General features: G+C 61.3%; 13 protein-coding genes (1 of these 13 running past the window's edge). 10 read left to right on the top strand and 3 right to left on the bottom strand.

The window, feature by feature from the left end:
* Positions 1–374 (bottom strand): hypothetical protein (locus tag IH881_09210; GenBank protein ID MCH7867862.1); only part of this gene is annotated, 374 nt, incomplete at its 3' end.
* Between the two features lie 271 nt (positions 375–645).
* Here IH881_09210 and IH881_09205 point away from each other — a divergent pair.
* Complete coding sequence (locus IH881_09205; GenBank protein ID MCH7867861.1) at positions 646–2,079, top strand: glycosyltransferase family 39 protein; 1,434 nt, start codon at positions 646–648, stop codon at positions 2,077–2,079.
* Positions 2,080–2,118: 39 nt separating this feature from the next.
* On the opposite strand, the gene IH881_09200 is transcribed toward IH881_09205, so the two are convergent.
* Both IH881_09200 and IH881_09195 read right to left on the bottom strand, forming a co-directional pair.
* Positions 2,119–3,519: a hypothetical protein gene (locus IH881_09200; GenBank protein MCH7867860.1), complete on the bottom strand. Its 1,401-nt coding sequence runs from the start codon at positions 3,517–3,519 to the stop codon at positions 2,119–2,121.
* A gap of 3 nt (positions 3,520–3,522) precedes the next feature.
* Positions 3,523–4,668, bottom strand: a complete 1,146-nt coding sequence (locus IH881_09195) for a phosphoribosylformylglycinamidine cyclo-ligase (protein ID MCH7867859.1) — start codon at positions 4,666–4,668, stop codon at positions 3,523–3,525.
* Positions 4,669–4,819: 151 nt separating this feature from the next.
* On the opposite strand from IH881_09195, the gene IH881_09190 reads away from it, so the two are divergent.
* The 9 genes from IH881_09190 to IH881_09150 all read left to right on the top strand — a co-directional run.
* Positions 4,820–5,476, top strand: a complete 657-nt coding sequence (locus tag IH881_09190; protein ID MCH7867858.1) for a TIGR04283 family arsenosugar biosynthesis glycosyltransferase — start codon at positions 4,820–4,822, stop codon at positions 5,474–5,476.
* Positions 5,473–7,290 carry an ABC transporter ATP-binding protein gene (locus tag IH881_09185; protein ID MCH7867857.1) on the top strand — a complete coding sequence of 606 codons (1,818 nt, stop codon included), beginning with the start codon at positions 5,473–5,475 and terminating at the stop codon, positions 7,288–7,290. The genes IH881_09190 and IH881_09185 overlap by 4 nt, the downstream gene beginning before the upstream one ends.
* A complete protein-coding gene (locus IH881_09180; protein MCH7867856.1) occupies positions 7,287–9,227 on the top strand; it encodes an ABC transporter ATP-binding protein in 1,941 nt (646 codons plus the stop codon). The genes IH881_09185 and IH881_09180 overlap by 4 nt, the downstream gene beginning before the upstream one ends.
* Positions 9,228–9,576: 349 nt before the next feature.
* Positions 9,577–13,290, top strand: a complete 3,714-nt coding sequence (gene smc, locus IH881_09175) for a chromosome segregation protein SMC (protein ID MCH7867855.1) — start codon at positions 9,577–9,579, stop codon at positions 13,288–13,290.
* Between the two features lie 107 nt (positions 13,291–13,397).
* The gene (gene ftsY / locus IH881_09170) at positions 13,398–14,678 is read left to right on the top strand and encodes a signal recognition particle-docking protein FtsY (GenBank protein ID MCH7867854.1); all 1,281 of its coding nucleotides are present in this window, start codon (positions 13,398–13,400) and stop codon (positions 14,676–14,678) included.
* A 50-nt stretch (positions 14,679–14,728) separates the two neighbouring features.
* Complete coding sequence (gene glpK / locus IH881_09165; GenBank protein ID MCH7867853.1) at positions 14,729–16,207, top strand: glycerol kinase GlpK; 1,479 nt, start codon at positions 14,729–14,731, stop codon at positions 16,205–16,207.
* An 83-nt stretch (positions 16,208–16,290) separates the two neighbouring features.
* Positions 16,291–16,980 carry a hypothetical protein gene (locus IH881_09160; protein ID MCH7867852.1) on the top strand — a complete coding sequence of 230 codons (690 nt, stop codon included), beginning with the start codon at positions 16,291–16,293 and terminating at the stop codon, positions 16,978–16,980.
* Between the two features lie 303 nt (positions 16,981–17,283).
* Positions 17,284–21,789, top strand: a complete 4,506-nt coding sequence (gltB, locus tag IH881_09155; protein MCH7867851.1) for a glutamate synthase large subunit — start codon at positions 17,284–17,286, stop codon at positions 21,787–21,789.
* Positions 21,782–23,057, top strand: partial view of a glutamate synthase subunit beta gene (locus IH881_09150; protein ID MCH7867850.1) — the 5' portion only. Its footprint extends 212 nt past the window's final position; the window shows 1,276 of its 1,488 coding nt (coding positions 1–1,276); the start codon lies at positions 21,782–21,784; its stop codon lies off the right edge, out of view. Before gltB ends, IH881_09150 begins: the two co-directional genes overlap by 8 nt.

Here is a 23,057-nt window from a genome sequence, read left to right as displayed (position 1 = left end):
ACGAGGGGTTCTGCCGGCCGGCTGCAGGGAAGGGGCAGCCAGAGGACAAAGACCAAGAGGTGAAGCCGCCCGAAGAGGTGCAGTACGAGGAGTTGCTCGCCGTGCGCGACGTAGTGAGGAAGCGGCTGTGTCGCCTGAAGACTCGAAAGATCGACGGCCGGCCGTACGTGCGCCTCGAGGAATACGTAAAGTGGAAAGGGCGGAAGTGCAGGGATGAGCTGGCCGTCGAGGACGGACTCGTCGTTGCGTCTTGGAACGCGTGGGTGGAGGACCACGGCGGCGACCCGGCGGAGCTGGCCGGCGTCGTGGTCGCAGGTGATACAGTCCTCGCAGACCCGTCCGACCGCAGCCCGCCGGACTACGTCGTGGAGCAAGACCCGGCGAGGGCCTTCGACCTCCAGCGCTACCGCCGCGACGCGCTCAAGGCTGTCAACAGGTGGATCGTACCCAAGGTCGAGACGGAAAGGCGCGGCGATGGCCCCGACCCGATGGGGCACTCCCAGATGGGAGGATGGTGGGACCGTGCGCCCTACCAGACCAAGGTGGCGGACTTGCGAGCCCGGGTACTCGGCTACGCCGCAGACGTGTTCGTGGTCCACACCGGACCGGGTCGCGCTCAGTGTACTCCTCGGATCCCTCGCGGCGATGCTCGCGTGGCTCGTGCATCCGTGGTACGACCCGATGAACGACGCCTCGATCTACATTTCGACAACTCGAGCCCTGATTGCCGGCGACGGTTATTCGCACCTCGGAATGCCCTTCCAACTGCGCCCACCGGGTTTTCCATTTTTGCTCGCGCCGCTTCTCCAAGTTTCTGGCTCGAACTTCTACGCAATGAATTTGTACGTCGCGAGCTTTGGTTGTGGTGTCGTGATCCTGCTGTACTGCTGGGCCCGACCCCGCCTGGGCTGGCTGCTCAGCCTGCTTTGCTGTTTGTTGGTGGGAACCAATCCGGTTTTCCTGCGACTCTGCAACCAGGTGATGTCCGATGTGCCGGGGGTGTTCTTTGTTCTCGCCGCGTTGATCATCGCGCGCGAGTGCGAACGCAAGCCGTCATTGGGCAAAGAGGTCCTGCTCGGAATCTGCATCGGCGTGTCGGCCTATGTCCGCGTACTGGGACTGATGTTGTTGCCCGCCATCCTGCTCGATCGCTTGATTCGACATCTGCGTAAGGATCCGCGCGATCAGACATGGAAGCAATTTTTACTGCGCCGCTGGGTTCCCGTGGCGGCGGTGACCATCCTGCTCTTAGCGCCCTGGGGAATCCGCAACCAATTGAACCCGATTGAACTTCCCGTCGATCAGCTGTTGAATCACTCCTACGCGACCGCGATGTTTCACTACGACCTCGGCGATCCCCGGTCAGCGCGGGTCAGTGTCCGCGATTGGGGCGCGCGAATCCTCGAACGCGGGAATCAAGTCAGCGCCGGGTTGGCAACCCGACTGCGTGACGCAGAGCCGACCCCAATGCGCCTTGGAGCCGCGACACTGATATTGGGAATCTACTTCTACTGGCTGGTCACAAGCCCATCGGCGCTGGGTCTATTCATTCTATTCGCTCTGGGGGTTACGGGATCGTACTTTGCCTTTCAGGATCGGCTGTTGCTGCCGATATTCGTGCTGCTGGTTCCCGTACTGGCCGAAGCGATTCAGCGCCTGATCGATCGGCGCTGGGGAACGCGATGGGCGACGGGTGTGGTCGCGGGGCTGTTGCTTGCAATCACCTTCGTCGACTTCGCTCCGCGCAACGGGTGGGCCGAGATCGAAGCGCGGCACGAACGTCTGACGAAGATCAGCCAGACCCTCGAGCGAGAACTCCTGCCCGATGCGCGACTTGCGACCCTGCGCGGCTTTCACTACGCGATGTTGATGGATCGCCCGGTCTACAGCCTGCGCTGGGCCCATCGTCACGGCAGTGGAAGCGACGGGATCGATGCGGTGATCGATCGCTATCGAATCAACACGTTGTTGCTCGATCCAGAAGTCCGCCTCGATCGCGCGAGCGAGAAACAGCTGGTCGCTCGCTACGGTGAGGGACAGCGGATCGCAGGAGTTCGCGTGATCCGCGTCCGCGAATGAGCTTTCTATTCCTGCGTCTGTTTCTGTCCAGAGGTCCGCTCAGCGCAGTCTCTTTTCGAGAATTTCCCCGGCGCGCAGTCCCAGTAGCAGATCACCTTCGAGTCCCAGACCCGCGACCCATGAGCGGTCGAGCATGAATACCGGCAGCTTGGAGGTTACCCGCAAATTGACTTCACCGGGCCAGCAAGCACCGTGCGGAGAATCTTCCAGCCAGTGATCATCGTCCCATAGCGGCTGCTTGACCGGGATGCGTTCAATCTGGTCGCCGTGAAACGGCATCAAGGCGAGGGCCCGCTCCACCAGGCGCTGTTCCTGTTCTGCGTGATCAATGCCTTCGACCGCGACGCTGCAAATGACCAGATCGACCCACTTTGGGTCGTCGTTGCGGCGGAAGACCGAAAGGGTTGCGACAGCCCCGGGAACGCCTGCGGGTCCCGTTTCGTCCAACAGCACGACACGGCTTGCCATGCCCTCGGGCAACACCCGGCGTCGGGCGCGCAGATGTATGCACAGACGCCGGCGCGTGGTGCGGGCAAGCTTCAAGAAGTCGGGGGTGTCTTTCTTTTCCAGCATGTTCGCGAGCGCCGTGGGCGGCGCAGCGATGATCATCATGCGTCCCGCCCAGATTTCCGTATTGCCCTCTACCGCGATCGCGGGTTGGCCCATCACGGAAACGAGTCGGAACTTGCGCGACAGGGTGCGGAACTCGCCGAACACCGATTCGACCCGACGGCGCAAGATTTCGTGCAACCATGGCGGGCCCGAAGCAAACCCCGCCCCTCCCTTGAGCACGCTTCCGAGTAGCCGCGCCTGGGCTTCGGGGCCCGGTGTCGCGGTGGCTAGATTGGATAGCGCGCGCACCTGGGCGTTCATCAACCGAGCCATTTCGGGGGTCGCATTGGCGGCTTCTGCGGGCAAGCCTCGGTGATGACTACCTTCGATTCCAATTCGCGGCAGCGCTCGCGACATCCGCCGACCCAGGCGGACCACCGAACTCGTCAACATCGCTTTGCGTTCGGCTTCGGAGGCTTCGCAGAGACTTCGCACCAATGCGTGAGCGGCCTCTGGTTTGCTGATTCCCCAGGCGACGAGTTCGTCGGCGCTCAGTTCGGCAGACCCGATGTTGATACGGAGATTGCTGTCGACGAGTTGGAATGAGATCTCTTCTTCTTCGATGCGTCGGCGATCGATCAGCGAAAGGGTGAGTTCGCGCAGGCAAAGATCGAGCATCCCCGAATCTCGCGCACCGGTCAGAAAGAAGGGTTCGCGCAGGCCAGCAAAGGCAGTTCGGGTGGCCTCTTCTTCGACGATCAGCACCCGTTGCCCCGCCATGCCCAGTCGGGCGGCGGTGACCAGCGCCGAGATTCCGCTGCCAACGATGACGGCGTCCCAACGCCGCGAGCGAACTCCGTCGTGTGGGGCCATCTCGGGCAGGGACACGGCTCAGTCCTTTTTCAGAAAACCCGGATCAATGATGAGTTGCACGCTGTCCGGGTCGCGGCGCTCGATGACGCCGATCTTGTAGGCTCGCTCGTCGAGCCCGCTGAAGCGTTGGATGATTTCCTCGTGTAGTTCCTGCGGGACCACGAGCACCATGCCGATGCCACAATTGAACACCCTGAGAAGCTCGGATTCGGACAATTCACCCTGTTCCGAGATCCAGTCGTAGACCCCGGGACGGGGCCAGGATTCGGTGTCAAGCCGCGCCTGGACACCGCGGGGCAGGATCCGCGGAATGTTTCCGTCAAAGCCGCCGCCCGTGATGTGGATGATGCCGCTGACCTGGAAGTCCCGGATTACGTTCAAAATTGGCTTCACGTAGATTCGGGTCGGCGCCATCAATGCGCTCGCCAAGGTGGTGTTGAGGGCTTCGTTGGCGGCGAAGAGGTCGACCTTGCCGGCCACAATTCCTTGATCGACGATATGCCGGACGAGGGAGTAGCCGTTGCTGTGGAAGCCGCTTGAAGCGAGTCCGATGAGCACGTCGCCCTCGCTAATGGTCGAGCCGTCGATCATCAGCTCTCGCTCGACCACGCCCACGCTGAAGCCCACGACTTCGAGGTCGCCGTCCCGATAAACGCCGGGCATTGTCGCGGTTTCTCCGCCGAGCAGAGCACAACCCGCGCGCTTGCAGCCTTCGGCGATTCCGCGGAGCGCATCGCAAGCGATCTTGCGGTCGAGCTTGCTCATGGCCAGATAGTCGAGGAAGACCACCGGTTCGGCGCCCTGTACCACCAGGTCGTTCACCACCATCGCCACGCAGTCGATGCCGATCGTGTCGTAGCGGCCAATCTGTCGAGCCAGGCTCAATTTGGTCCCGACGCCGTCTGTCGCCGCGACCCAGATCGGGTCGCGATACCGCTCCGGCGTCTTGAACATGCCCGCAAAGCCGCCGATCGAGGAAAGCACCTCGGGCCGGGTGGCCGTGCGAACAATCTCCTTCACATCGTCGATGAAGGATTCGTCGTGATCGAGATCTACCCCGGCCCGGGCATAGCTAGGCGCCGAATTCTCGGTGTCGTCCCGGGAGGAGTCGATCTCGACGGTGACTTCGCTGGGCTCGGTTTCGCTTTGTTTGGGTGAACGCATCCGGCATGAATAGTGGAAGGGAGTCGTGCCTGTCAATCTGGTGAGCGCAGGCGGGTCACGAATCCGGAAAAACCACCAGGGAGGCTTCTCGATCGAGCTTCTGGGAGGGTACGGCACACGGCATGCTATTGTGCTGCAAGTGAATATCGCGGTGGTGATACCCGCGCTCGATGAAGCCAGCGAGATCGAAAAGGCGGTCTCGAGCGCCGCAGGGCCCGATGTGGACGTCATTGTTGTCGATGGCGGGAGCCGCGACGGTACCCGAGAAGCGGCACGCAGTGCCGGAGCAAGAGTATTGAACGCCCAACGCGGCCGCGCCCGGCAGCTTCAGGTTGGGTTCGAAGCAAGCAAAAGCGATGTAGTTCTCTTTCTGCACGCAGACACGTGTCTTCCCGGGGGATGGGAGGCTGCGGTCGCTGCGGCGCTCGAGAACCCTGAAACCGTGGGAGGTGCGTTTCGTTTGGAGTTCGATGAGCGAGGCCTTCGCATGCGGATCCTCGAATGGGCGGCCCGGCTGCGGATCGCTCTGTTTGCCTTCCCGTTTGGCGACCAGGGGATCTTTGTGCGCCGCTCGGTCCTCGACGAGATCGGCGGGGTTCCCGACGTTCCCATCATGGAAGACGCGGACATGGTGCGCGACATGAAGCGTCTCGGGCGCCTGGCGCTGCTGCCAATTTCTGCGACCACGTCAGCTCGACGCTATCGCGAAGGTGGAATCGCCCGAACGTCAGTCATTCACTTTTTCGCGCTGGCGGCCTGGGGCGTCGGGATCGATCGCGGGCGTCTTGCGGGATGGCTCGATCGATGAGTGCAGCCGTGGTGAGCCAGTCGGGAGATGGATCGGTGCGACACGCGCTGCGGCGCCTGTCCCCTTATGTCCTGCGCAACATCCGCTACTACGCACTCTGGGCCGTCACTACCCTGGGCTACGTGGGTACCTTCGTTGCGGTCCCGGTGCTGACTGGCAGTGTGGTCCAGTCCGCAGTCGATGGACTCCCCCGCGAAGAACTCACGTTCAAGTGTGCCCTGCTGTTTGCCGTGGTCATCACTCGCATGATCTTTCGCTACTTCTCGCGCACGATGGTGTTCAACGCCGCGCGGCAAGTCGAATACGAAATCCGCAACGATCTGTACGCCCATCTGCAGCGGTTGCCTCAGTCCTTCTACTTTCGTTGGCGCACGGGCGATCTGATGAGTCGCTGCGTAAACGACCTCAACGCACTCCGCCTCATGCTCGGCCCCGGCTTGCTCTCGGTCATGCAAACGCCGGTGCTGTTCATCTCGGTTTTTATCGCGATGGCCGCCATCAGCCCAAAACTGTCGCTTCTGGTCATGATCCCCTTCCCGCTGTTCATCCTGATTGCCCGGGTCTTCGGGACTTCGATGCACCTGCGTTCCCTCGCGGTACAGGTCGGGCTTGGAGACATGTCGAATCAAGTCCAGGAGTCGATCGCGGGTATTTCGGTCGTGAAGGCCTATGCGATGGAAGAAGAGCAGCAGGCCCGTTTTTCCGCCGCAGCCGATGATCTGCTGCATCGACAACTGAAGATGGTTCGGATCAACGCGGGGATGCCCATGATCGTGGGCATGTTGCCGACCGCTGCGATGTGCATCCTGCTGGTCTTCGGCGGGGAGTACTACAAGGCCGGAGAAATCAACGTTGGTGACTTCATCACCTTCTCGGTTTTCATCTTTCAGTTGATCTTTCCAACCTTCATCATGGGTTGGGTGTTTGCGATGGTCCAGCGCGGTGCTGCGGCGATGCAACGTATTGACGAGGTGCTTTCGATCGAACCGAGCATTGCGGATCGGGACGATTGCGAAGACATCGATGACATTCGAGGTGAGATCGAGTTTCGCCATCTATCGTTTCGCTACAACGAAGACAGCGAGATCAAGGCGCTCGACGACGTTTCCATTCAGGTGCCAGCGGGAACCAGCATTGGAATCGTGGGCCCTATGGGGTCGGGCAAAAGCACTCTGGCTTCGCTGATCCCGCGACTCTACGAAGTGGCAGATGGCGAACTCTTCATCGACGGGGTCGATGTCAATCGGATTTCGCTGGCGTCCCTGCGTTCTTCCATTGCGATGGTGCCGCAGGATTCGTTTCTGTTCTCGATGCCGCTCGCGGACAACATCGCCTACGGAATGCCCGATGCTGGTTTGGAACAGATACGCATCGCAGCCGAGCGCGCGCAACTCGACAAAGACATCGACGAACTGCCCGGAGGCTATGGGACGCTGGTAGGCGAGCGCGGGGTGATGCTTTCCGGCGGACAACGGCAACGCACAGCCCTGGCTCGGGCCCTGGCCCTCAACCCGAGCATATTGATCCTCGACGACACCCTCTCGAGTGTCGATGCGGAGACCGAGGCGGCGATCCAACGGGAACTCGCAGAGGTGTTTGTCGGGTTGACGGTGGTGGTGGTCGCGAGTCGTGTCAGCACCGTGAGTGAATGCGATCAGATCGTGGTGTTGGATGAAGGACGCGTCGCCGAACGCGGTACCCACGCCGAATTGATGGCGATGGACGGACTCTATGTCCTGCTCAGCGAGCAACAGCGCGTGGAAGAACTCGCCGGGACACAGTCGCAGGACTTCGAAGCGGGAGTCCCCGCATGAACGGAGTCGAAGGCAGCGGCGACGAAGAGGTACTGGGCAAGGCCTACGACGCCCGACTCCTGGTTTGGCTGTGGCAATACGTAAAGCCCTACACGGGCATGGTCGTCTTCAGCATCGTGGTGGTCGTCCCCATTTTCTTTCTCGAATTGGCTCCGGCCTGGATCGTCAAGCACGGCCTCGACACCATTGCCGCGAACAAGGCCGAAAGCGATGCAGTCGTTGCTGGAGGCGTCGATGTTCCCGGCGGCGACATCCTCGACACCATTGCATCCCCGAGTTTGCTCGACAGCATCTTGCTGCCCCCCGACGGCATCGACATGTGGCTTTGGCTCGCCATGGTCTACGCCGTGGTCACGTTCTCGGGTGCGGGGCTGCAGTTCGTAAACATGATCGTAATGGCGACCACGGGCCAGTACGCCATGCGAGATCTTCGGGTCAAGATTTTTGCCCACCTGGAAAAACTGCACCTCGGATTTTTCGATCGCATCCCGGTAGGACGCCTCGTCACTCGAGTCACCAACGACGTTGAAAACGTGGCCGAGATGTTCTCCGCTGGAATCGTGGCCCTGGTGACGGACGTGGGCAAGATGATCGGTTTTGGCGTCATGCTGTTTCTCGTCGACGCAGAACTGGCCCTCGCGACTTTTGTCGTGGTGCCAATTTTCATGGTGGCAGCGTTCTACTTTCGGCTGCGCATCCGCGAGGCCTTCCGAGTCATCCGGGTAAAGATCGCCCACATCAACGCGGTGATTCAAGAAACCATTGTCGGGATCAAGGTGGTGCAACTGTTTACCCGAGAGGATCGCAACTACGCCGACTTCGACGCGGTAAACGCTTCGCACCGCAACGCCTGGCAGCGATCGATCCACTACGACTCGATGTTGTTTTCCGCCGTTGAGGCGGCGGAAGGCCTGACCGTGGCAATCATCGTCTGGCAGGGTACCGGCATGGCCCAGGCCGGCACGTTGTACGTCTTTGTCGCGTGGATGCGGCGATTCTTTCTCCCGCTGCGGGATCTGTCGGCGAAGTACTCGGTCATGCAGTCTTCGATGGCCAGCACCGAACGTCTCGTGGAATTGATGGCCAACGAACCCGCGGTACAAGACCCCGAGCCCAAGCGATGGCTCGTATGCGAAGCCGCACAGGTTGCGAGCGACCGGGGATCCGTGGTCTTCGAGAACGTCTGGTTCGCCTACCAGGGTGAGGACTGGATCCTCAAGGACGTCTCCTTCCGGGTCGAGCCCCAGGGCAAGGTTGCCTTTGTGGGGGCGACTGGAGCGGGCAAGACCACCATCATCAAACTTCTGACCCGGCTCTACGACGTGAGCCGCGGACGCATCCTGGTGGACGGGACCGACGTTCGCGACATGCCCCAACAGGTGCTGCGACGGAGAGTCGCCACGGTTCTGCAGGATGTCGTGTTGTTCAGCGGCACAGTGGCGGACAATATCGACCTGGGCAGGTCGGACATCGGGCTGGATCAGGTCCGCGAGGCCGCCGAGGCCGTGGAGGCGAGCGGTTTCATCGAACGACTGCCCCGGGGCTACCAGACCAAAGTCCTAGAGCGCGGAAGCAACTTTTCTACCGGCCAGCGACAGCTGCTTTCGTTCTCCCGGGCTCTGGCCCACGGAGCCGGAATTCTCGTGCTCGACGAAGCGACGAGCTCGGTGGATTCGGAGACCGAGCGCCTGATCCAGCGCGGGATCCACACCCTGATGAACCACCGCACCGCGATCGCCATCGCCCACCGTCTCTCGACGATTCGGGACGTCGACACGATCCACGTCCTGGCGGGGGGGGAACTGGTGGAATCGGGCAGCCATGAGGAGTTGCTCGCGTTGGGGGGCACCTACTCGGAGCTTCACCGCCTGCAGACCCAGGGGCGGAAAGTAGGTCTGCTGGATCTTGCGCGGGCCGAGGCGGGGGCGAGCGCCTGAAGCTGCGCAGCTGGGCCCGAAGACCCGCAATCGGGCCATCGCGAGCAGCCAATTTCATGGGCGATCTTGCCTGCCAGATGGTATTAATGGGTCTCCCCCCTGTACTTCAGTTCGACTCCATGCCTGCGGGTGCATCTATGTTTCCGAGTCGCTTAAGAGTCCAACAGGGGTCCCCGTGCTAGTTAAGGGTGAATCACCCACGCTCATGCATTCCGGGTATGTTCTCGGAAGGACGATGAGCCGTTGTCGTTCTATCGATGATCTTGATGAGCTGACATTGCATAGGGCGGTTCATTTGCGTGGTGCAGCGACCTCAATTGGGGTCTAGGGCACTGTTTCGGGGCAGCGGTTGAGAATTAAGTCACTTCAGGTTCACGGGTTCAAATCTTTCGTAGACAAGACCGTCTTCACCTTTGACGACGGCGTGACAGCGGTCGTCGGCCCCAACGGCTGCGGCAAGTCCAATGTGGTCGACGCCGTGCGCTGGGTGATGGGTGAGCAGTCCCCCAAGCGCCTGCGGGGCAAGGGGATGGAGGACGTGATCTTTGCGGGTTCCGAAAACCGCCCCCCGATCGGCATGGCCGAAGTCATACTCACCTTTGATTGCTCCGACGGCAGCGCCCCGGCGGGATTTTCCGATTACAGCGAAATCGAAATCACCCGCCGCCTGTATCGCTCCGGCGAATCCGAATACCTGCTGAACAAGACCGCCTGTCGCATGCGCGACATCCACGACTTTTTTCGGGATAGCGGGATCGGGCAACGCGGCTACACGATCGTCGAGCAGGGCCGCATCGCCGAAATCGTATCCGCCAAGGCGGATGAACGGCGTGTCCTGATCGAAGAAGCGGCCGGAATCAGCAAGTACAAGGCCCGGCGCCGGGAAGCCGAGAGCAAGATCGCCGCCACCGAAACCAATCTCAACCGAGTGAATGATGTGCTCGGTGAGATCAAGCGCCAGATTTCCTCGCTCGAGCGCCAGGCCCGCAAGGCGGCACGCTTCAAACGCCTGCGCGAGACCCAACGCGTGCTCGACCTTTCGATCGCCGCGGACGAGCGGCGCGAAATGAAGAATGTGGTCGAAGAGGCTCTCGGCAAGCTGTCCACCCTGCGCGACGAGGTGACGGCGCTCGAAACCAATCTCTCCGGCTGCGAACTGAAAGCCGAAGAAAAGCGCATCGCGCTCACCGAAACTGAAAAGAGCGTCGCAAAGTGCGCCGAGGCGCTCTACGCCCTGCGCAGCGAGATCAAGCAGTTCGAAGGTCAAGTCGAATTCAATCGTCGTGAAGTCGCAGGGCTCGAAGAGAGCAACCGGGGTCGCACTGAGGAGATCGGCCAGCTTCAAGAACAACTCGTCGCTGCGCGGGGCGAAGCGGACGAAGCCCAGGCCGAGCTTTTACAACTCGAAGATTCCCTCGCCAACGAGAGCGAGACCATTCGCGCAGCCGAGGAAGAGGCCCGCCAGGCCCTCGAAACCATGCGCACACTCGAGCGAGATCGCGGGGTCGAGAACGAAGCCTTTGTCGGCATTCTCACCGGTCTGGCCCGGGCAGAAGATCGCGGTTCCGCGGTAGACGATCGGCGTGCCGAGGTCGATCAACGCATGCGCACAGCCGATCGCGAACTCGAGGTACACCAAAGCCAGGCGCTCGAGGCAGGCCGGGAAGAAACTCATCTCGAAGAGGGGCTTCGCAACCTGCTCGCGGACCGAGATCGGCTCGGCGAGCAGCTGCGCAACGCAATTACCATGCACGCCAGTGCTGGCGATGAATTGAAGCGTGCTAGCGCCGAGCGGGATCGGGTGCGCGAGCACTACGAATCGCGCCATGCCCGACTGAAGTCGCTGCAGGAAGTTCTCGAACGCAGGGAAGACGTGGGAGAGGCGACCCGGCATCTGATCGAAGGCGGCAGCGAACTTCGCGAGCGCTACGGCCTGCGCGGTCTGGTGCGAGAGTTTCTCGAAGTGGACGTCGAAGCCGAACGCGCGGTCGAAGCCGTGCTGGCCGAACGCGCCGAAGCCATCGTCGTGCAGAACGCCGGCGGTGCGGTGGGGGCGCTCGAACGCTTGCGCGAGACCGGTGCCGGTCGCGGCGTCTTTGTGGTCGAGCCCCGGAGCCAGATGGCCTCCCGAGGCATCGTGCCCCTTGGAGAACAGCTGCTGGCGTACGTTCATCCCAAAGAGGGTTACCTCGCACTCGCACACAATCTTTTGGGAGATGTCTACCTCGTCAACAATCTCGCCGAGGCACTTGGGGTCTATGGCGACGGTGAAATTCCCGCCACGTTCGTCACCCGTGATGGCGATGTGCTTTCGCCGGACGGGGTAATCCGCGGCGGAGGTGAATCTGCCGGCAGCGGTATGTTGGGGCGCGTGCGCGAAGTGCGTGAGCTCACGGCCGAAGTTGCAGAAATCGAGATTCAGCGCCAAGCGGCCGATCGGATCCATCTGGCCGCGGAAGAGTCTCTGCAGCGATCGAGTGAAGATCTCGACAACCTGCGCAACCGCCACCACACGGCGGCTCTCGCTCTGGCCAATCACGAAAAAGATCTCGATCGCACCCGCGAACGGGTGAAGATTCTGGGCGAAGCCCAGGAAGGTCGTGTGGCGGAACGATCGGGTTTGTTGAGCGCAAGCGAGAGCCTCGGCGGCGAGCGGGACCAGCTCGCGGATCAGGTCGAAGCATTGCGCAGCAATCGAGCCGAGGGGCAGCGCCAACTCGACAGCCTCGGGTTGCAGATCAGCTCGGCGGGGCGCGACGTGTCGCGATTTGACACTCGGGTCACCGAACTCCGAGTTTCGCACGACGCCCGGGTTGAAAACCGCAATCGCCTCGAGGAGACGGTCAGTCGAGCGAATCAGTCTGTGCAAGAGACCGGCGAATGGATCGAGCGGCGAGAGCGAGAAATCGCAGCTGCGGAGGAACGCAAGGTCCAGTTGACGGAACAGACCAGCGCGGCAGAAGCGGGACTGACAGCCAAGCTCGAGAGCGAAGAAGATGCGCGACTCGCAAGCGAATCTGAGCGCGCCCGCTACGAAGAAGGATCAGCGCTGGTGCGCACGATCGAGGAAGAATTGCGGAGCGTGCGGCGCGAACTGGAAGCCCAGCGTGAATCGGCCTCGGCAGCAGATTTGGCGGCGCGTGAAAACCAGTTGCGCCTCGATCATCAAGACGAGGCGATCCGAGAGAAGTGGAACGTCGATCTGGCCAGCTGGACGCCTCCGAGCCTCGATGCGATCGAAGAGCCGGTAGTTGACACTGAATCAGAATCCGGCGAGCACGAGACGAGCGCTTCCGAGCTGGATTCGGTCGACGCAGAAGAGGGTGTGGAAGCGAGCGGCGATGCCTTGGTCGATGCCCAGCAGGCAACCAACGCGCTGCGCGACGCGCGTCGCAACGCCGAACTCGCCCTGCTGCCGATCGAAGAACGTCGCACCGAGCTCGAGAAACTGCGCAGTCAGCTCCAGGCCCTGGGTGACGTGAACCTCGGCGCAATCGAAGAACACGAAGAACTCGCCGAGCGCTTCCGCTTCCTCTCCGAGCAGAAGGACGACTTGGATCGAACCATCCAAACCCTGCGCGATGCCATCTCGCGGATCAATCGCACCAGCCGACGACGCTTCAAGGAGACCTTCGAAGCCGTGGCCAAGCGATTTGCTGAAAACTTCCCGCGCCTGTTCGGCGGCGGCAAGGCGAGTCTCTCTCTCACCGAAAGCGAGGACATTCTCGATGCCGGTGTCGAGATCATGGCGATGCCACCGGGCAAGCGAAATCAGAACGTAAATCTGCTTTCCGGCGGCGAGAAGACGATGACAGCCTTGGCTCTCTTGATGGCGGTCTTCCAGGTGCGGCCCTCGCCGTTCTTCCTGCTCGACGAGGTTGACGCCGCACTGGACGACGCCAATGTCGGCCGTTTCAACAGCTTGATTACGGATCTCGCGGCCCACTCCCAATTCCTGGTCATCACCCACAACAAACGCACGATCGGCGTGGCGGACGTTCTCTATGGCATCACGATGGAACAAAAGGGCGTGAGCAAGATCGTTACCGTCGAGCTGACCTAGGAGCCTTCTGCCGCGCAGACTCCTCGCGATTCACACCAGCAAGTTCCCCAGCATTTCTGATACCCCAGGGTGTTGGGGTGATACGGCGCTGGTATCCTGAGCGCCCCATGAACGAGTTTCCGTTGTTCATACAATTGTCGAGCGAGCAGGCGCTGGTCTGGCTCACCCAGCACGCGTCCATTGCAGTCGCGGTGGGATCAGCGCTGCTGGCGCTGTTCCTGTTGTTGATAGATTCGTTCATTGAATCGCGTCTTCCGCAAAAAGTGGAGACTGACGAGGAGCCGACGGCCGACGAACTCTCGGGTGCTGCGCACGAGCCCGAGAGTTCAGAAGTCACCCGCGAAATCGCTGCGCCCGAAGAGACGCACTTCGAGCCCCCTCCCGAACCTGAACCGGCGCCGGTCGAAGCCCCACTCGAACCCGCTCCGCCGATCGAACTCGAGCCCGAACCGAGCCCCGCTCCCGAACCCGTCAAGATCAGCTTGCGCGATCGTCTCTCCAAGACGAGTCAGAACCTGGTCGGCCGTCTGGGCCGCGTACTGGGAACGGGAACCGTCGACCAGGACCTGCTCAACGAGTTGGAAGGGTTGCTCTTCACCGCAGATCTCGGGGTCGCGACCGCAGAGAACCTGCTCGCAACCGTCAAGAGCCGCGCGCTGGGAAAAGATGCGAGTGAGGTGCGCGAAGTCCTGCGCGAAGCCATTCTCGAAAAACTCACCAAGGTCGAGGCCGCAGAATCCATATCGCTCGCGCAGCCCGGACCTCATGTGATCCTGGTGCTCGGGGTGAACGGGTCGGGCAAGACCACGACCATCGGCAAGCTCGCCGCACAGTACACCGCCGCGGGCAAGAAGGTGGTGCTCGGTGCAGGGGATACCTTTCGGGCCGCGGCCGCGGAGCAACTTCAGGTCTGGGGTGAGCGCGCGGGTGCAGTGGTCATCGCGGGCAAGCCGGGAGGCGATCCGGCAGCGGTCGCGTTCGATACGGTCAAGACGGCCATCGCCCGGGGGTTCGACGTCTGCATTATCGATACTGCGGGGAGGCTGCAGACCAAGAAGCCATTGATGGAAGAGTTGGCCAAGATCAATCGGATCCTCAGTCGCGATCTCCCCGATGCGCCCCACGAGTGTCTGCTGGTGCTGGACGCAAACACCGGGCAGAACGCCATCTCCCAGGCTCGGCTCTTCACCGAGGTGACGAATGTGACCGGCTTGGTTCTGGCCAAGCTCGACGGCACCGCCAAGGGCGGCGTGATCGTGGGCCTGGCCGATGAGTTCGGTATCCCGGTCAGGTATGTCGGCATCGGAGAAGCGATCGGCGACCTGCGCGATTTCCACGCCCAGGAGTTCGTCAGTGCGCTCTTCTTCGATGAAAAAAATGAAACATAAGATGTAGCGTCTACCGGGAGGACAAGGCAGTGAGCAGTAGTCAATTCGTAATGGCTCTGGATCAGGGCACGACTTCGTCTCGGGCTATTCTCTTCGATGCCAGCGGTCGCGCGGCCGCGATCGATCAATACGAATTCGAACAACACTTTCCGAAGCCGGGCTGGGTCGAGCACGACGCAAACGAAATCTGGGAAAGTCAGCTGCGAGCCGCGCGTGGCGTGCTGGAAAAGGCCGGTGCCAAGGCCTCCGACATCGCCGCGATCGGCATTACCAATCAACGCGAAACTACTGTGATCTGGGAGCGCGACAGCTGCAGGCCGATTCACCCCGCGATCGTCTGGCAATCCCGACAAACGGCGGCCATCTGTGATGAACTTCGGGCGCGGGGCCTCGAAGACGAGGTGAAGGCCCGCACGGGCTTGTTGATCGACGCCTATTTCTCCGGCAGCAAGATTCGCTTCATCCTCGATGCGGTCGATGGCGCACAGAAGCGCGCCGAGGCGGGCGAACTCTGCTTCGGCACCGTGGACACCTGGCTGCTCTACAAACTCACCCATGGCCGTGTCCACGCGACCGAGTATTCGAATGCCTCGCGCACCTTGCTCTACAACATTCACGAACTCGACTGGGACGATCTCCTGCTCGACGCCCTCAATGTGCCCCGGGCAATGCTTCCCGAAGTCAAGGATTCGAGCGGAGTCTTTGGCGAGATCGATGCTGAATGGTTGGGTGTGGAGATTCCCGTCTCCGGCATCGCGGGTGATCAACAGGCGGCTCTATTCGGACAAGGCTGCGTCGAACCCGGACTCGCGAAGAACACGTATGGGACGGGTTGCTTCGCCCTGATGAACACGGGAACGAAAGCCGCGGTATCCAAAACCGGACTCGTCACCACCCTTGCCTGGGGACTCGGCGGTCGCGTCGAATACGCTCTCGAAGGCAGCATTTTCGTTGCGGGGGCCGCGGTGCAGTGGTTGCGCGACGGCCTGGGGCTGATCGAGACGGCTGCAGATTCCGAGGCCGCAGCCGCAGCCGTTCCCGACACCGGAGGCGTGTATCTCGTCCCGGCCTTCGTCGGCCTGGGGGCTCCGTATTGGGACGAGCGCGCCCGGGGCGCACTGGTCGGGATCACCCGAGGTACGGATAGAAACCACATCATCCGCGCCACCCTGGAATCGATCGCCTACCAGACTCGAGATGTGATGGACTGCATGGCGCAAGATTCCGGCATCCCGTCTAAGACCCTGCGCGTCGACGGTGGTGCCTGCCAGAACAATTTCTTGATGCAGTTCCAGGCGGATATCCTGGGGGTCGATGTCGAACGGCCCGCAGTGTTGGAGATCACCGCGCTCGGCGCTGCGGCGTTGGCAGGCTTGGCCGTGGGGTTCTGGGACGATCGAACGCAGCTCGACCAGGCCACAGGACAGCGCACAACATTCACACCCACGTTCAGTGAAGATCAACGTGAGAGTCTCTACGCAGGTTGGAAACGGGCGGTCAAACGTTCGATGCATTGGGCGGAGGCTTGACCCGGCCACTGCCCTCTTCGACGGGGCGTCCGCTCGTGATTGCCCACCGTGGGGCCAAAGCGTACAAGCCTGAGAACACCCTCGTGGCGTATGCACTCGCCGTCGCCCAGGGCGCGGACATGGTGGAGATCGACATCCACCTGGCCCGAGACGAAAGCATGCCGATTTCCCATGACGCTGCGCTCGAACGATTTGGGCAGGCCGGCGAGATCGCAGAGGTCTCGCTCGACGAACTGCGTGCCATGTCCGCGTCTGCCTTTGCAGCCAGAGGGAGCGACAAAGCGTACGAAGAGATTCCGGTACTCAATGAAGTGTTGGATCAGTTCGGAGATGTGATCCCCTTCAATCTCGAAATCAAAACCATGACCGACGAGCGTCCCTATGCGGGTCTCCAGAAAATGATCGTCGATCAAGTGGTGGAAAGGGGGCTGCTCGAACAGACCCTTTTCTCGTCGTTTTCGGACCCGGTCCTGCGCGAGTTGCGAGATCTTTGTCCCAAGGCGCGACTCGGAGTACTCGTGGATCCGAGAGCCCCAGAGGGGATCTTTGAGCGCGCCGATGTAATTGACGCCGAGTCAATTAATCCGCATTTCGTGAACACCAATGCCGGGTTGGTCGAGGAGGCCCATCAAAAAGGCTTGGCGGTCTACGTATATACGGTGGATGAGCCCGCGCAAATGCGAGAGTTGTTCGCGCTCGGGGTCGACGGGATCTTCAGCAATGTTCCCGACCTGCTTCGAGAAGTCGTGGCATCCCTTACGAATCAAGCTTGATCTCCGCCGGGATGTCGCCGCAGCGAAGCCGGGTGTTAACCACCCTCCATTGACACGAAATCGTCAATCGCTTACGATGTTGTTCTAAAAACCTAGCACTCTCGCCAACTTAGCGCGTTCCGTGCGCAGCATCTCATCGTCGCGCCCCGACGAAACAGCGGTACTAAACCCGAAAGCACGTAACGGGTTGCGGTAGAGCGGCATCACGAGAGTGGCTCCTCGGCGTTCGTAACACCATCGAATGCCATCGTAGTTTTACGAGTGGCATTCGATGGTGTCACGAACGCGTCGGGACTGTCGGCGATGAAGCACTTTGGCCTGCCCTCAAAAGAGGGACTATACGACCCACGCCTGGAACACGATGCGTGCGGGATCGGCTTCGTGGCGAACCTTCACGAAGCTTCCCACAAGATCATTCAGGACGGGATCCACATTCTCGAGCGCCTCGCACATCGGGGTGCTGCGGGCGCCGATCCCGATAGCGGCGACGGCGCGGGACTCTTGCTCCAGAGCCCGCACGTTTTTCTCGCGCAGGCGGCCGATCGGGCGGGCTTTGGGGTACCGAACCCAGGCGAGTACGCCGTCGGCATGGTCTTCTTTTCTGGCGATGTAGCGCAAGCACAATGGCAGCGAGGCATTGTCGACCAGACGATCGTCGCCGAGGGCCAGACGTTGCTGGGTTGGCGCGAGGTTCCAATCGATCCGGACAAGATTGGTGTTACCGCGCGGTCGACCGTGCCCAGCATCTGGCACGTATTCATCGGTTGCGCCGCCGGGCTCGATCAAGACGCATTCGAACGCAAGCTCTACGTAATTCGACGAGTCATCGAGAACGCGATCGCGGCGCGGGAGCAGTGCTTCACCATCGCGAGTCTTTCCTCGCGAACGCTGCTCTACAAGGGCCTGATGATGGCCCACCAGGTCGCGGGTTTCTTTCCCGATCTATCCGACGAGAGCATGGAATCCCAGGTCGCCCTGGTGCATCAGCGCTACAGCACCAACACCTTTCCCACCTGGGATCTCGCCCAACCGTTTCGCTACGTGGCGCACAACGGCGAGATCAACACCCTGCGCGGCAACGTCAACTGGATGCATGCGCGACAGGGAACCGTGGCGTCGGAGCTGTTCGGCGACGACTTGAAGAAGCTCTTTCCGATCATTGTCGAGGGTGCGAGTGATTCGGCCCAGTTCGACAACTGCCTCGAGTTCTTGACCCTGAACGGTCGCGATATTTCCCACTCGCTCTTGATGATGATTCCCGAAGCCTGGGAGAACCAACCGGAGATGAACGCGGACAGGCGAGCTTTCTACGAATACTACTCGTGCATGATGGAGCCCTGGGACGGGCCGGCTTCGATGGTCTTTACTGACGGTCGCGGTGTAGGCGGGGTGCTGGATCGCAACGGCTTACGGCCCTCGCGCTTCGTGCTCACCAAGGACGGCACGGTCGTGATGGGTTCCGAAGTCGGCACCCTCGATATCGCCCCGGAAGACGTTGTGCGCAAGGGCCGGCTCGAACCGGGGCGGACATTCTATCTAGACCTCGAAGAAGGCCGCATCATCGAGGACGAGGAACTCAAGGACAGCTACATCCGAAAGTATCCGTATCGCACCTGGGTAGACCGTCAGCGATTGACGCTAAAAGATCTTCCGGCGGCGAAAGCCGAGGGCATCGCCAACCCCGACGCCCGGCTGCGACTCCAGCAAGCGTTCGGCTACACCCTCGAAGAAATTCGCTTATTGCTTGCGGCCATGATCGACACTGGCCAGGAAGCCGTTGGATCGATGGGGGACGACTCGGCACTGGCCGCGCTCTCCGATCGCCCGCGCCCGCTCTTCCACTATTTCAAGCAGCTGTTTGCCCAGGTGACCAACCCGGCGATCGACTCGATTCTCGAGCGTCCCGTCATGAGTCTCGACAGCTTGCTCGGCAGTTCTCAGAATTTACTGGTCGAAGACGAACTGCACGCGCGCAGGCTGCGGCTCCGGCACCCGGTGATCACCGACGACCAGTTGTCGCGAATCGTTGCCATCGATGCCGAAGGGTTCGAGGTCGCATCTGTTCCGATGCTCTTCAAGGTCGCGGAAGCCGGAGGTGGCCTGCGCAGTGCTGTCTCCGAAATGTGTTCCCAGGTCGAGGCTGCCGTCGACGCGGGTTCGAACATCATCGTGATCAGCGACCGAGGAGTCTCGGCGGACCTGGCCCCCATTCCCTCATTGCTGGCGGTGGGTGCCGTGCATCATCACTTGATTCGCGCGGGCAAACGTACGCAGTGCGGCATCATCATCGAAACCGGCGAGGCTCGAGAGGTTGGACACTTCGCGCTGCTGATCGGCTACGGCGCCAACGCGATCAATCCGTATCTCTCGTTCGAAACCATCGGCGACATGGTCGAAGACGGAGCGTTTGTTCGAGCAGGACTGAGTCTCGAAGAGGCCGTTGAAAACTACATCGGCGCGGTAGACAAGGGCTTGCTCAAGATCTTCGCCAAGATGGGCATTTCGACCCTGGCCAGCTACCAGGGCGCGCAGATCTTCGAAGCCGTCGGACTCAGCGATGAAGTCATCGATCTCGCATTCAGCGGAACCTATTCGCGGATCTCGGGAATTGGTCTCGACATCGTCGCCAAAGAATCTTGCATGCGTCACGCCAAGGCGTTCCCGGGGACGGATTTCGAATTTCCCGAACTCGACGCCGGCGGCATCTACCAATGGCGCGCGCGCGGCGAGCGACACAGCTTTAATCCGGAGTCGGTGGCGAAGCTGCAGCAGGCGGTGCGCGAAGAAAAATGGGAGAGCTACGAAGCCTTCCGAGAATCCGCAAATTCGAGCGCTGCTGCGCTGTCGACCCTGCGCGGTTTGCTGAAGTTCAACTGGGCCGACGAGCCCGTTCCCCTCGAAGAGGTCGAGCCGGCCGCTCAAATCGTCAAGCGCTTCCGCACCGGCGCCATGTCCTACGGCTCGATTTCCGCCGAAGCGCACGAGACCCTCGCGATCAGCATGAATCGACTCGGAGGCAAGAGCAACACCGGAGAAGGGGGCGAAGATCCCGCGCGCTACAGCCCGGACGAGAACGGCGATCTGCGCCGCAGTTCCATCAAGCAGGTCGCTTCGGGGCGCTTTGGTGTGACGAGCTGGTACCTCGTCAACTCCGACGAGATGCAGATCAAGATCGCTCAAGGGGCCAAGCCCGGCGAAGGCGGCCAGTTGCCCGGTTTCAAGGTCGACCGCGAGATCGCCGCGACCCGCCACTCGATACCGGGTGTGGGCCTGACTTCGCCGCCGCCTCATCACGACATCTATTCGATTGAAGATCTCGCCCAGTTGATTCACGATCTGAAGAACGCCAATCGCTTCAGCGACGTGAGCGTCAAGCTCGTTTCGGAATCGGGTGTCGGAACGATTGCCGCGGGAGTCGCCAAGGGCAAATCGGACCACGTGCTGATCTCCGGCCACGACGGCGGTACCGGCGCATCGCCACAAACCTCCCTCAAGTCCGCGGGCGTACCCTGGGAAATCGGTCTCGCCGAAACCCAGCAGACGCTGGTCAAGAACGATTTGCGCGGCCGCATCCGAGTCGAGGTAGACGGCGGCTTCAAGACCGGTCGAGACGTGGTGATCGGCGCGCTGCTCGGCGCAGATGCCTACGGCTTTGCCACGGCTCCTTTGGTCGCCATGGGCTGCATCCTGATGCGCGTGTGTCATCTCAATACTTGTCCGGTAGGGATCGCGACCCAGGACAAGGAACTGCGCAAGCTCTTCAAGGGCAAGCCCGAGCACGTCGAGCGCTACTTGATCTATGTCGCCGAAGACACGCGGCTGATCATGGCCAAGCTCGGCTTCCGAACCATCGATGAAATGATTGGTCGCTCGGACCGGCTCGCGACGGCAAGCGACACCAGTCACTGGAAGGCGCGCGGAATCAACCTCGACGATCTGCTCGTGAGGCCGGACGTGCCCCACGCCATCCGCCACATCGGTAAACAGGATCACGGTCTCGAGCACGCCCTCGACAACAAGCTGCTCGAGCTGGCCGCACCGGCACTCGAGCGCGCAGAGGCGGTAGAGATCAATCTTCCGATCGAGAACATCAATCGGACGGTCGGCACAATGCTGGGATCGGATGTCACGCGCAAGTACGGAGCGGACGGACTTCCCGACGACACGATCCGGCTCAATTTCAAGGGTTCGGCGGGCCAGAGTCTGGGGGCCTGGCTGCCCCGCGGCATTACCATCACTGTGGTCGGCGAAGCCAATGACTACGTGGGCAAGGGCTTGTCCGGCGGCAAGATCATCATCCGGGTTCCGGAAGAAGCGAAGTTCGACCCGGGCGCGAACATCATCGCCGGCAATGTGTTGCTCTACGGTGCGACCAGTGGCGAGGCCTATTTCCACGGCGTCGTGGGCGAACGCTTTTGCGTTCGCAACAGCGGGGCCGAGACCGTGGTCGAGGGCGTGGGTGATCACGGCTGTGAGTACATGACCGGGGGCAGGGCGGTGATCATCGGCCCGACGGGGCGAAACTTTGCGGCGGGCATGAGCGGAGGCATCGCCTACGTACTCGACGAAGCCGGAGACTTCATTTCCAAGGTCAACAACCACGAGGTGGATTTCGACCCGCTCGATGAGAGCGATGTTGAAATCCTCCAACGCAGCCTGCGTCGGCACTTCCAGTACACGCGCAGCAAGAAAGCGGACCAGATCCTGCGCAAATGGGACAAGTTTGCGCCGAAATTTGTGAAGCTCATGCCCAAGGACTACAAGCGAGCTCTTGCCGAGCTGGCGAGGGCGGAAGACGGCAATGGCTAAACCCACCGGATTTATGGAGACGGCGCGCCAGGGGCCATCGTATCGCGATCGCGACGAGCGGGTAACGGACTGGAAGCTTGCCCAGGCGAGCCTCAGCGTGCCCGAACTGAAGGCCCAGGCCTCTCGCTGCATGGACTGCGGAATTCCCTTCTGCGCTAGCGATGTGGGGTGCCCGCTGGGCAATCTGTGTCCGGACTGGAACGACCTGGTGTTCCGGGACAAGTGGGAAGACGCGCTGCAGCGACTTCACTCGACGAACAACTTTCCCGAGTTCACCGGCCTGGTCTGTCCCGCACCTTGCGAGACGGCCTGTGTGTTGGGCATGAACGGCCAGGGTGTCACGAACAAGCAGATCGAATACGAGATCATTCGCCACGGCATCGAGCAGGGCTGGGTCAAACCCGTCAAACCCGAGGTTCGCTCCGGTTGCAGTGTCGCGGTGGTGGGCTCAGGGCCTTCTGGCATGGCGGCGGCACAGCAGCTGAGTCGCGCTGGCCACACGGTGACGGTGTTCGAAAAGGCCGATCGCATCGGCGGGCTGCTGCGCTACGGAATTCCAGACTTCAAACTCGAAAAGCATCTGATCGATTTGCGCATCGACCAGATGCGCGACGAAGGAGTTTTGTTTCAGACCGGAGTTCATGTCGGAATGGATCTCAGCGCCGCCGATCTGCGAAAGAACTTCAACGCGGTGCTGATTACCACCGGAGCCGAACATCCGCGCGATCTCCCGGTGCCCGGCCGCGACCTCGACGGGGTCCATTTCGCGATGGAGTTTCTGCCCCAGCAGAACAAGCGAAATGCGGGCGATCTACTCGATTCGAAACTAGACATTCTCGCCGGCGGCAAGCACGTGATCGTGCTCGGAGGTGGAGATACGGGTTCCGACTGCGTGGGGACCGCCCACCGGCAAGGGGCGGCCTCGGTGACCTCACTCGAGTTGCTCGAGCGTCCGCCAGACGAGCGAGCGTGGGGGAACCCATGGCCCGATTGGCCGCGGACCTTTCGAAGTTCGAGTTCCCATGACGAGGGCGGAACGACTGAGTACGCCGAAATGACAACGGAACTCGTCGGCAGGAACGGCAAAGTCGAAAAACTTCGCGGAGTCAAGGTGCGATTTGGTCCCCCGGATGCGTCCGGCCGGCAGTCGATGGAAGAAGTGCCGGGAAGTGAGTTCGAAAAGCCTGCCGATCTGGTTCTACTCGCAATGGGATTCGTCAATCCGATCCACGAGGGACTGCTCGACGATCTAGCTCTGCGTTATGACG

It is taken from the genome of Myxococcales bacterium (genome assembly GCA_022563535.1).
Taxonomy (GTDB): domain Bacteria; phylum Myxococcota_A; class UBA9160; order UBA9160; family UBA4427; genus DUBZ01.
The sequence above is the reverse complement of the archived record's forward strand: the minus strand, read 5'-3'. Positions and strand labels throughout refer to the sequence as shown.